Genomic DNA, 11,279 nt, shown 5'->3' with positions numbered 1-11,279 from the left:
AGATGTGTATAAGAGACAGGTCCAGATCCGCACCGGGGAGCCCGGGCCGCCCGGCCGCGACGCGGTGGCCACCTTTCCGGTGCGTGGACTGCCGTCCGGGGCCTGCCAGGACGCCACCACCCAGGTGCGCGCGGCCCGTTCGACGCTGCCCCCGGGCTCACTGGCGAACCGTTCCCGCCCCGCCGGACCCACCACGACCGCGTCGACGGGGTGACGTTCCTCGTGCTGGGCCCGCACCGACCGCTGGAGGGCGGCGTCGGCGACCGTCCCGCCCGCCCAGCCCGCGGCCGGGGCACCGACCACGAGGAGCACCAGCGCTCCGAGCGCCACCCAGGCCTCGCGGCGGTCGGTGGCGCGGCGCAGCGGACTGCCCCGTCCGCGCAGCAGCGCCCACAGCACCCACACGCCCGCGCCCCCTGCCCGTTCTGTCGTTGCGTCGGTCTATCGGTCCAGCGGGTCGAGGATCCGGACGGGGTCCCCGACTCTTATCACTCCCGTTCCCTCCGGGATCAGATTCTGGCCGAAGACCAACTGCTTGCCCAACCGGCGGTGGCGGGCCAGCGTGAGCAGCGGTTCCCTGCCCCGCTCGGCGGTGCGCTGGTCGGTCGTCGTGATCACGCAGCGGCCGCAGGGCTTGGCCACCGTGAAGGCGACCTCGCCGATCGCGATCCGCCGCCAGCCGTCCTCCGCCCACGCCTCGGTCTCCCCGATCACCACATTGGGCCGGAAGCGGTCCATCGGCAGCGGGCCCTCCGCGGGCCGGTCGCCCGCGGCGATCAGGGTGTTGAGCGCGTCGAGCGACGACGTGGTGGTCACCAGCAGCGGGAAGCCGTCGGCGAGGGAGACCATGTCCCCGGGCCGGGCGAAGAGCGGGTCGACGGGCCGGCGGTGCGACGGCGCGTCGAGATGCACGAGCCGGACCTCCGTACCGAGGACCGCGCTCAGCCAGTCATGGACGTCGCCCGGCGCCTCCTCCACCACCACGGTGTCCCGGTGCAGCTCCACGGTGAGCAGGCGCCCGGACCCCGGCCCCTCGACGCGCCGGGGAGGAAAGCCCGGCGCGGACAGGAGCACGCCGCCGTCCGGCAGCGGCTCGGCCGCGATCCGCGCCATGGACGGTTGTTGACGCTGTGTGACTGCCTTGGACGCCTTGTCTACCAGCATCCAGCGGCGGTCGCCGGCGAGTCCCCATGGCTCGACGGCGACCGTGTCGCAGGCGCGGGCGGCAAGCGACTTGACCGGATAGACGTGGGCGGAACGGAGCACGGGAAAGCTCATGCGCCCATCCTGCCAGCACCCCCCGGACCCCGTACGCGCGGCTATCGGGCGTCAGCGGCACCCCTGTGCCCGGGATGCGCCTGATGCCCGGTGCGTCCCCCGGCGCACCTCCTCGCACGGAGTCGCGGTTCAGTACCCCCGGCTCTGGTACGGCCGGTTGTACGGGTCCTCGTACGGCGACTGCGCCGGCGCGGGCCGCGGCGAGGCCGGGCGCATCGACTCGTACCCGGTGGCGGGCGCGGGGCGCGGCGGCTGGGGCTGCTGCGGGTAGCCGCGGACCCCCGCCGGCTGCTGCGGGATGTACGGCGCGGGCGCGTGCTGCAGCTGGGCGTGCTGCGTCGGCGCGTGCTGCGCCGGAGCCTGCTGGTACTGCGGCATCGGCTGCTGCTGCGGGTAGCCGTAACCGGTCTGCTGCGACGGTGCCGCGGGCAGGGCGGGCAGCGCCGACGGCAGGGCCGGCAGGTAGCTGTTGCCGGTGTCATAGGCGGCCGGCACCCGGATGGGGGCGATCTGAGGGGTTCCCCGCTCCGCGACCAAGGAGTCGTAGATCGGAGTGTCGGGGAACGACGCGGCGTAGTAGCCGCCGCCGAAGGTGGAGCGGGGGGACGTCATGCCACCTAAGTTAAGCCCACGATGTGCTGTATGGGGAGCCCCAATCTTTGGGTAATCCGTTTTACGCGGGTTCTGTGCGCCCGGCCCGCCAAAGCATCGTTAAAGCTTTCGTTAACAGCAGGGACCTTTCCGCTGGTGGGCGATGGCTTCGGCCCGCGCTCCCGACCGTGAAGGGAACGCCGTCGACGCATCCGGGAGGCAAGCGAATAGCGTTTGGCCAAAGGGCGATGCGCACGGTTCGACGTCGCGGAGATCGTCCGCCGGCCCGAAAGGCCCTGCCTTCCCCCGGCCCCGCCTCCGTCCTCGTACGGCTTTCGGCATGGCTCTCACCCGTGCTGCCCGGTGGGACCGGCCGTGCGCGGTGCCCGGCGCGGGGGCCGGCCGGCCACCACCGGAAGGACCAACAGGGCGGCCAGGACCCCTGCCGCCGTCAGCAGAGGCCCGGAGGCGCAGGCGACCCATCGTCTGCCGATCCGGTCGACGAGCAGCCCGGTGAGCGGGGAGGGCAGAACATCGCCCCGACGTGCAGGGAGATCATGAGCCCCGCGGCCTGGGCGGTATGACTGTGCGCCAGCATGTGCACCGGTGTCATCGTCATGATCCCGATCATCACGACCTGGGTCAGGATCGTCACGGTGGTGCCGACCGCGACGTGGTGACGTCCGGTGGGCGCCGCTGCCCCGGCGCGAGGCCCGTCCGTACCCGCGTCACTCCACGCCGGTGCCCGCGCCCGCAGCCGGGGTGGCCGGCGCCCGGGCGAGCCGGAGCGGATCGGGCCGCAGCAGGCAGGTGAGGACGACCGCGGTGGCGGCGAACGCCGCGGCCGCCGGCACGAAGGGCCCGGCGAGAGGCGGCACGCCCCAGGCGTGTGCGGCCTCGCCGGCCGGCGTCACCAGCAGGGGCCTGACGACCGCCCCCAGGGTGGGGGCGTCGACAAGGGAGAGATTCCGCTCCTCGTACGAGCGAAGAGAGTTCTGCTCAGGCAACGGCCACGGGTTTCAGATCAGCGATGTCCGTGAGGGAAATTCCCATCTGCTCATGAAGGAACCGCACCACGGTCCAGTGCGGCAGCGCGCCTTCGTCGAACGGCCCGAATTCCCGGCAGTACAAGGGGATCCAGCGCAATGCCTCTTCCAGCGCCTGTTCGCGCCCCGGCTCCTCCTGGTAGTCCGCGTAGGCGATGCTGCGATGGTGGATGAAGAAACGCCCGGGAAGTCGCTCTTCGCACAGCACGCGGTATTCGCGGGTCTGCAGGATGAGGTAGTGCCATATCTCGTCGATGTCCTGTTCGACCGGAAGGAAAAGCCCACTGAGCCGGTCGCGGTACCGGGAGACGAGATAGAGGTACCGCAGGCATTCGGTGACCTGGCGCCCCACGAAGTCCTGAGGGATGTCCGGCGCCTTGTCACAGAAATGCCGCATCACCTCGGTGTGCAGCGCGTCCCCGAGAAGACGCTTCAGGTCGTCGGCGGAGCGTGTCTGTCCGGTGGTCATGGCACTCCGATTTCCGAGGGAAAGGTGATGGTGCGTCAGGTGCCGTCGGTGGCAAGCCAGGTGTACTTGCCGGAGCGGCCGATGGGGATTCGGGTGCGGTGTTCGATCCGGCAGTGCCGTCCGGTCAGTTCGCCGACGCCCTCTCGCAACGCGGCGGCCTCCGCGGCTTCGAGAGGTTCGCCGGTGAACGTCGTGTACAGCAGGGTGGCCTCGGCGTCGCCGCGGAGGCGGAGTTGGTGCAGGAAGATCCGGGGGGAAGCGTTCGCGATATGCCGGTCGAGGTCGCCCTGGGCGACCGGGCCGTTCGGTGTGCTCAGCAATTCCTTCTGGCGGCCGCAGAACTGGGTGATCGCCGCGGGGTCCGGTGAGCCGTCCAGGGTGCGCACACAGTCGCCCGACCGGTAGCGGACGAGCGGCATGCAGGGATTGCGCACACTGGTGACGATGAGCTGGTGGATCGTGCTTCCGGCGGCCACCGGCAGGAGCTCGACACTCATCCCGGCCAGGTGCGGCCAGTACCGGCCCTCCCGGTCGCTGTAGTAGAGGTAGCCCAACTCTGTGCTGCCGAACAGGTCGATGACCGGGCAGGCGAAGTGCCGGCGCAGGAACCGGCGGACGTTCCTCGGGGTGTACTCGTAGGCGTGGATGATGCTGGCCGGCGCGGGGAACGCGTCCAGCAGGCCCCAGGCCTCCGCCTTCCGTACCAGGTGCGCCAAGTGGTAGCCGGAGCAGTCGAGGTGGTACTGGCCCCGCGGGTGCGTGCTCCGCGCCCGGTCGATCTCGCGCAGCATCCGCACCACGTCCTCGCGGTCCCACCGCGCCGGGTCCAGCCGCAGGTTGACGTAGCAGGTGCGCTCGTCCAGCCAGCGGTCGGCCAGGGTGGGAGTCGCCTCGGGCTCCACGCCGCGTCGGGCGGCGTTGACCCGGGCCACGTGCTCCGTCGCGAGCACCGTGGTCAGGGAGACGCGGCGGCAGCCCGACTCCCATGTCCCGCCGATGTCGGGGTGGTTCCGCCACAACTCGTAGTAGGAGCGGAGCAGGAAGTACGGAGGCCGGATGATCTGCATCCGGGCGTGGTTGGTGCCGGTGGACAGGACGAACTCCGCCTCGCCGGTCTCCAGCGCCGCCGCCAGCCGGGGCGTCATCCAGTTGTCGGGGAACCCGCGGGCGATCTCAGGCTTGTCGAGCAGGGGGAAGTGGCCCTTCGCCAGGGACTCCTGATAGATCGGTATGTCGCGAATATGCTCGATGACTTCGCTGGTCGGCTGGCCCTTCATTAATTCCTTCTCATGTTTCGCGTAGCTGAAGAAATGTGGGCTATGAGGGAGTCGGGATCGGGGCGCCCGGGAACATGCTGCGGTGGGGGAGGACGCTTTCGCAGCGCTTCTCCCCGGCGCCCCTGCGGCCGATCAGGAGATACAGCCCGCCTTCGGTGCGGCGCTGATGCATCCGCTCTTGGGTGCGGAGCTGATACACCCGTTCTTTGCGGCCTGCTGGGCCGAGTTGGCGGCCAGCCAATTCTGCCAGACGTGGTCCTGGGCCATCTTCTTGATCAGGTGTTCCATGAGGTCCTCCGGTGATAGTGCGGAAGGTACTCCCTGAGGCAGGACGACGGGGGGTTGGATTTCTCCTCGACCTGCCCGCTGAATGTAAAAGGGAGGTTGAGTAACTGTCAATGAACAGTAATGCCGAGCCATGAGAAGCAGTCCCGGTGGGCCCGGTTTGGCGTGATTCCGGTCCACGTGCGGCGCGTCGGCGCCGGCTCGCGCACACGACCGCGTCATCCGCAGAGCCCCTGATGGAAGCGGGTGGCCCGGCCCGTTCGGGAGGCGTCGGTCCGGTGACGGACGCGGCAGCGGGCCCCGAAGATGAGAATGCTCTCCTCATGTCTGTTCCCGGGCCCCCGCGAAGGCAGACTGGTCCGATGCTGTGGCGTGGGTGGTCGGTATTGGCAGGATGTGGAGCAGGGGCACTGGTGTTATTGGTCGTATCGATGTGGCCCGGGCAGAATGTGCCGCCCTCCATGGGGCCCGTGGTCGTCGTGCCGTTCCTGCACGGCCCCACCCCCTCGGCCACCACCCCGCCCGTACCCGGCCGCCCCGCAGTGACTGCGACACCGTCCCCCGCTCCGCCCAGCCCGTCCGGCACCTGCTCGGGCGGCCGGCCCGTGCCGCCCCCGCCGCCGCCCGAGTCCGACGACAACAACGCCGACGCCCCTGGCGTCTCCGGCGGCGGGGTTGGCGGAGTGTCACGGGTCACCGGTGACGACGAGAAGGCCTCACGCGTTCCCAGGGGCGACGTGGGCGACGTGGGCGACGTGGGCGACGTGGGCGACGAAGAGGATGAGCACGAGGAAGAGGACGAGGACGAGGAGGCGTCACGTGACTATCGGAGGGATGCGGGCGACGAGTGGGACGACTGATGCTCAGGCGCTCGACCAGCGCCCGGTCCCGGATCGTCGGCTGGATGCTCCTGCTTCTCAGTGCTGCCCTGGCCGTACCCACCTTCGGGATCACGATCGTCTGGCAGGAGGAGCTGGACCGGCAGGTCGACGCGCAACTGCTGTCCGATGCCGACAAGCTACGCGCTTTCGCCCGCACCTCGCGCGACCCGTACAGCGGTGAGCGTTTCACCACGGGCGCCTCGCTGCTGACGGCGTTCATGGCGGTCCACCGGCCCGAGCACAACGCCGCCTTCTTCAGCGTCGTGAACGGACGGGCGGACCGTCGCAGCCCGGGCCCGGTCCCGGCCCGTCTGGACCGGGACCCGGAGGTCGTGGCCCTGATGGCGCGGACGGCCGACACCCGTATTCGATGGCTGGACACCACGGCCGGCAAGGTCCGCTACGGTGTCGTCCCGGTACAGATGGCGGGCGACCACACCGACACCCGGCTCGTCCTGGTGGCCTTCCGGGACCGGGAACTGCGGCAGGAGCGCCACATGGCGCGGCTGCTGCTGGCCTCGGGAAGCTTCGCCCTGGTGGTGGCGGGACTGGCGAGCTGGCTGGTCGCGGGCCGGGTTCTGGCTCCGATCCGGCTGGTCAGGCAGACGGCCGAGCGGATAAGCGAGACGGACCTGACCCAGCGGCTGCCGGTGCGGGGCAACGACGACGTGGCGGAACTGGCCGAGACGTTCAACCACATGCTCGACCGCCTGTCGGGCGCCTTCACCGCGCAACGCCAGTTCCTGGACGAGGTGGCGCACGAACTGCGGACCCCCATCACGGTCCTGCGCGGACATCTGGAGCTGATGGACGAGGACCCCGACAGCCGGCGCGGCCAGACCCGCGCCCTGCTCTTCGACGAACTGGACCGGATGCGGCGGATCGTGGAGGACCTGCTGCTCCTGGCCCGGGCCGAGCGCCCCGACTTCCTCACCCTCGGCCAGACCAGTCTGACCGACCTGGTGGTCGACACGGCGGCCAAGGCCCAGGCGCTGGGGCGCAGGCGCTGGACGGTGGCCGAGGTCGCCGACGTCAGCGTGCACCTGGACGAACAGCGGGTCACCCAGGCGCTGATGCAGTTCGCGGCCAACGCGGTCAGCCACACCGGGGACGGGGACACCATCGAGATAGGGTCACGCCTGTGGCGCGGCCGAGCGCTGCTGTGGGTGTCGGACACCGGGCCCGGCGTGGCCCCGGAGGACCGCGAACGGATCTTCCAGTGCTTCTATCAGGGGGGCACCGCGGTCCCCGGCCGGGCCGCTCCCGGCATCGGGCTCGGCCTGGCGCTGGTCCGCGAGATCGCCCAGGCACACGACGGCGTCGCCCGCGTCGAGGAGGCCCCCGAGGGCGGCGCGAGATTCGTCATCGACCTTCCCGCACTGCACCCCACGACGGAAGGAACCTATGGTGAGCAGGATCTTGATAGCCGAGGACGAGGAAAGAATCGCCGCCTTCGTCGAAAAAGGCCTGCGCCGTAGCGGGTACGTCACCCGGATCGTCGCCGACGGTGTCTCCGCCTACGAGCACGCCCGCGGCCGGGACTTCGACCTCCTGATCCTCGACCTCGGCCTGCCCGGCGACGACGGGCTGACGGTGCTGCGCAAGCTGCGGAAGGCGCGCATCCCCCTGCCCGTCGTCATCCTCACCGCACGCGACAGCGTGAGCGACATCGTGGCCGGACTGGAGAGCGGCGCAGACGACTACATGGTCAAACCCTTCGCCTTCGACGAGTTACTGGCCCGCGTACGACTGCGTCTGCGCCGTGAGGAGCCGCCGGAGAACTTCCTGCTGCGGGTCGGCGATCTGATCCTCGACCTCCGCACCCGCCGGGCCCAGGTGGGCGAGCGGGTCTCCGACCTGTCCGCCCGGGAGTTCGCCCTCGCCGAGATCCTCATGCGCAACCCCGACCGGGTGCTGTCCCGGGAACAACTGCTGAGCCAGGTATGGGGGTTCGACTACGACCCCGGTTCGAACATCGTCGACGTCTACATCCGCTATCTGCGGCGCAAGATCGGCGCCGACCGGGTCCAGACCGTGCGGGGCGTCGGCTACCGGCTCCGGGCCTGACCACCGGGTCGGGACGCCTTCGCCCGGCGGCGGACGCCCACCGCCGTACCCGATGAGAACGGTCTCACCGCTGTCTCACCGCCAGCTCATCGCCCGCCCCGAGACTCCTCCTTACGGGTCATCGGTGACGCGAGGCCCGTGAGCGGCGCAGACGGTCACAGCGGCCCCGCCCGGGAACAGGGCGCCGTCGCCACACCGACAGCAGGCACCGAGGCGACCCCCCGCCTGCCCCTGCGGCGCGAACACCCGCACCTGATCCCCCGTGGTACCCGGCCACCCGTGTGCCACGAAGGCCCGGTTGTGGGCGGGGTGAGAGCCCGCCCCGCGTGACGAGCCCCACGCCACTTCCGTATGGAGGACACTCCTGTGCGACGACTCATCGACCACGCCCGCACCTTCCGTTCCCGCTGTGGCGGAGTGGGCCGTGATCTCCAGAGCTTCGAGGACGGCCAGCGGCCCTCCGCCATGTTCATCACCTGCTCCGACTCCCGGGTGGTCCCCACCCTGCTGACCGACTCCGGCCCCGGCGAACTGTTCGAGATGCGCACGGCCGGCAACATCGTCCCGCCCTACGATCCGGACGCGCCCACGAGCGAGATGGCGACGATCGAGTACGCCGTCAGCGTGCTGGAGGTGTCCGACATCATCCTCTGCGGGCACTCCCACTGCGGCGCCGTCGGGGCCCTGGCACGGGGCGATGATCTGCGGACCCTGCCGGCGGTACGCGGCTGGCTCGGCAGATGCGCCCCAGCGGGCGGTCCTCAGGATCCCGACGAGTTCGGCCCCGACTGCGAAAAGCCGGTACAGCGCCATGTGGTGGCGCAACTGGACGCGCTGCGCGACTACCCGTGCGTGAGCCGGGCCGTCCGCGAGGGCCGGCTCGGCCTGCACGCCTGGTACTACGAGGTCCACACCGGCGCCGTGCAGACCCACCGGCTCTCCACCGGAACCTTCTCCTCCCTGTGACAGCGACCCACCGGTGAGTACGCGGGCTGCCCCCGCCGCCACCCACTGTCTCCCCCCACTCCTCTAGGAGCTGAAGCTCTCATGTCGTCTCCACAACTCCGGTTACGCCCGGACGCCATGTCCCGCGACATCCTCGCCTCGATCGTGGTGTTCCTCGTCGCCGTTCCCCTGTGCGTCGGTATCGCGGTCGCCTCCGGTGTCCCCGCCGAACTGGGCCTGGTCACCGGCATCGTCGGCGGTCTGATCGCCGGCGCGATGCCGGGCAGCTCGCTCCAGGTCAGCGGCCCGGCCGCCGGGCTCACCGTCCTGGTGTACGAGGCCGTCACCACCCACGGCGTCGCGGCGCTCGGCGTCCTCGTCCTGTGCACGGGACTCCTCCAGGTCGGGCTCGGCCTGATCGGCTTCGGCCGGTGGTTCCGCGCCATATCGACCGCCGTCGTCCACGGCATGCTCGCCGGGATCGGTCTCGTCCTGATCGGAAGTCAGCTCTACGCCATGGCCGGGGCCAGTGCCCCGGGGAACGGTCTCGACAACCTGGCCGGGCTGCCGGAGCTGTTCACGCGGATCACGGGAGCCACGGCGATCTCCTCCACCGCGATCGGCGTCGGCACCATCGTCGTACTGATCCTCTGGAAGCGGCTCCCGGGACGCCTGCCGCAGGTGCTTCCCGGGCCGCTGGTGGCCGTGGGGCTGGCCACCGCCGCGGTGGCCCTGTTCGACCTGCCCGTCGCTCCCATCGAGGTCCAGGGTCTGATCGACTCCCTGCGGCTGACGGGCCTGGACGACTTCGGTCTCCTGGCAGACGTCAGTCTCCTGGGCGTCATCCTCGCTTTCACGCTCATCGCCTCGGCCGAATCCCTCTTCAGCGCCGCCGCCGTGGACCGGATGCACGACGGCCCGCGCACGCACTACAACAAGGAACTCATCGCCCAGGGGACGGGCAACACCATCTGCGGCCTCGTCGGCGCGCTGCCCATGACCGCCGTCATCGTGCGCAGTGCCGCCAACGTGCAGGCAGGTGCGCGCACCAAGGCCTCCCGGATCCTGCACGGAGTGTGGCTGCTGCTGTTCGCGGCCCTGTTCCCCGCGCTGCTCGGCCTGATCCCCGTGGCCGCCCTCGCCGGGATCCTCGTCCACGCCGGCGCGAAGCTCATCCCCGTCGCGACCATCCGCCCGCTCTGGCGTGAACACCGGGGCGAGGCCGTGGTCCTGGTGGTGACCGCGCTGGCGATCGTCCTCACGGACATGTTCATGGGCGTGCTGCTCGGCATCGGGCTGGCCGTGATCAAGACGGCCTGGGAGACCTCCGCCGTCCGCCTCGACATCGACGAGCAGGACGACCGCACCACGGTCTCCCTCAGCGGCAGTGCCACCTTCCTGCGCCTGCCGCTGATCCTCGACACCCTGGAGGCCCTGCCGAAGGACCGGCCGGTTGAGCTCGACCTCTCACGGCTCCGCCACGTGGACCACGCCTGCCGCACCGCCCTGGAGGCGTGGAGCACACACAGCGGCGCCGTCCAGGGCCCCGACCCGGCGACGGACGACACACCGCGCGAGGCCGCCCTCGCGGGCGCCGCTCCGGACGGTGAAGGCCCTCCGCGCACCGAGGGCCGCTAGCGCGGACCGCCGGGACCCTGGTCCGCCGGACACGCCCCCGTCCGCCACGGTCCCGGTGCCCGCAGGCTTTCCCGCCACAGGCCGTTAGGTTGTGGGGGGAAAGCCTGCGGGCAGCCTGATTCGTGATGGGGGCGAGCATGACCATGCAAAAGGGAAGCAACGTCGCGGTGCCGGCCGGCACGGTGCGCGTCGAACTGGGCCGGCACGCCGCGGCGGGCGCCCCGGACGTCGACGCCTCCGCTCTCCTGCTGGTGGCGGGCAAGGTCCGCAGCGACGCGGACTTCGTCTTCTACAACCAGCCGGCCCACGCGTCCGGTGCGGTCAGGCACGAGGGCAAGCGGACCGCTCCCGACCACGTCACCGACACCCTCGTCGTCGACTTCGGCAAGGTCGAGCCCGGGATCGAGCGCATCGTTGTCGCCGCCTCGGCGGACGGCGGGAGCTTCGGCCGGGTGAGCGGACTGTACGTGCGGGTCACCGACGCGGTGAGCGGGGCGGAGCTGGCCCGCTTCGACAGTACGGACGCCACGGTCGAGACCGCCTTCATCCTCGGCGAGCTGTACCTGCGACAGGGCGCCTGGAAGTTCCGCGCGGTCGGCCAGGGCTACAGCACCGGCCTCGAAGGCCTGGCGACGGACTTCGGCATCTCCGTGGACGAACCGCAGCAGGCCTCGCCCGCCCCGCCCGCCCCACAGTCACCAGCTACCCCTGGCACCCCTGGCACTCCGTCGCAACCCCGTCCCGCCGCCCCGGCCCCCACACCGGTCTGTCTCTTATACACATCTCTGAGCGGGCTGGCAAG

At 70.7% G+C, this 11,279-nt stretch carries 13 protein-coding genes; 6 read left to right on the top strand and 7 right to left on the bottom strand.

Annotated features, from left to right (window positions below; translation table 11 throughout):
- From CR470_RS30125 to CR470_RS39810, 7 genes are all read right to left on the bottom strand, one after another.
- Window positions 1-405 (bottom strand): Rv1733c family protein (locus CR470_RS30125; RefSeq protein WP_441350785.1); only part of this gene is annotated, 405 nt, incomplete at its 3' end.
- Window positions 406-441: 36 nt separating this feature from the next.
- Window positions 442-1,278, bottom strand: a complete 837-nt coding sequence (locus CR470_RS30120) for an MOSC domain-containing protein (protein ID WP_097870654.1) — start codon at window positions 1,276-1,278, stop codon at window positions 442-444.
- A gap of 129 nt (window positions 1,279-1,407) precedes the next feature.
- Complete coding sequence (locus CR470_RS30115) at window positions 1,408-1,890, bottom strand: DUF6643 family protein (RefSeq protein ID WP_097870653.1); 483 nt, start codon at window positions 1,888-1,890, stop codon at window positions 1,408-1,410.
- A gap of 707 nt (window positions 1,891-2,597) precedes the next feature.
- Window positions 2,598-2,876, bottom strand: coding sequence for a hypothetical protein (locus tag CR470_RS40820; protein WP_257138961.1), 279 nt, complete (start codon window positions 2,874-2,876; stop codon window positions 2,598-2,600).
- Window positions 2,869-3,384, bottom strand: a complete 516-nt coding sequence (locus CR470_RS30105; RefSeq protein WP_097870652.1) for a hypothetical protein — start codon at window positions 3,382-3,384, stop codon at window positions 2,869-2,871. Before CR470_RS30105 ends, CR470_RS40820 begins: the two co-directional genes overlap by 8 nt.
- 35 nt (window positions 3,385-3,419) lie before the next feature.
- The gene (locus CR470_RS30100; protein ID WP_097870651.1) at window positions 3,420-4,661 is read right to left on the bottom strand and encodes a hypothetical protein; all 1,242 of its coding nucleotides are present in this window, start codon (window positions 4,659-4,661) and stop codon (window positions 3,420-3,422) included.
- 132 nt (window positions 4,662-4,793) lie between these two features.
- A complete protein-coding gene (locus CR470_RS39810; protein ID WP_179892418.1) occupies window positions 4,794-4,949 on the bottom strand; it encodes a hypothetical protein in 156 nt (51 codons plus the stop codon).
- A gap of 458 nt (window positions 4,950-5,407) precedes the next feature.
- Here CR470_RS39810 and CR470_RS30095 point away from each other — a divergent pair, with 458 nt between their 5' ends.
- The 6 genes from CR470_RS30095 to CR470_RS30070 form a co-directional block, all read left to right on the top strand.
- Window positions 5,408-5,806 carry a hypothetical protein gene (locus CR470_RS30095; protein WP_097870650.1) on the top strand — a complete coding sequence of 133 codons (399 nt, stop codon included), beginning with the start codon at window positions 5,408-5,410 and terminating at the stop codon, window positions 5,804-5,806.
- Window positions 5,806-7,305 carry a sensor histidine kinase gene (locus CR470_RS30090; protein WP_097870649.1) on the top strand — a complete coding sequence of 500 codons (1,500 nt, stop codon included), beginning with the start codon at window positions 5,806-5,808 and terminating at the stop codon, window positions 7,303-7,305. The genes CR470_RS30095 and CR470_RS30090 overlap by 1 nt, the downstream gene beginning before the upstream one ends.
- Window positions 7,235-7,894, top strand: coding sequence for a response regulator transcription factor (locus CR470_RS30085; protein WP_179892417.1), 660 nt, complete (start codon window positions 7,235-7,237; stop codon window positions 7,892-7,894). The genes CR470_RS30090 and CR470_RS30085 overlap by 71 nt, the downstream gene beginning before the upstream one ends.
- Window positions 7,895-8,260: 366 nt before the next feature.
- Window positions 8,261-8,860, top strand: coding sequence for a carbonic anhydrase (locus tag CR470_RS30080; RefSeq protein WP_097870647.1), 600 nt, complete (start codon window positions 8,261-8,263; stop codon window positions 8,858-8,860).
- Between the two features lie 81 nt (window positions 8,861-8,941).
- Entirely contained in the window at window positions 8,942-10,477 is a 1,536-nt protein-coding gene (locus tag CR470_RS30075) for a SulP family inorganic anion transporter (RefSeq protein WP_097870646.1), read from the top strand.
- Between the two features lie 125 nt (window positions 10,478-10,602).
- Window positions 10,603-11,279 (top strand): TerD family protein (locus CR470_RS30070; protein WP_143663905.1); only part of this gene is annotated, 677 nt, incomplete at its 3' end.

Origin of the sequence: Streptomyces sp. rh34, from assembly GCF_002551245.1 — a bacterium.
In the GTDB taxonomy this organism is placed as follows: Bacteria; Actinomycetota; Actinomycetes; order Streptomycetales; family Streptomycetaceae; genus Streptomyces.
The sequence above is the reverse complement of the archived record's forward strand: the minus strand, read 5'-3'. Positions and strand labels throughout refer to the sequence as shown.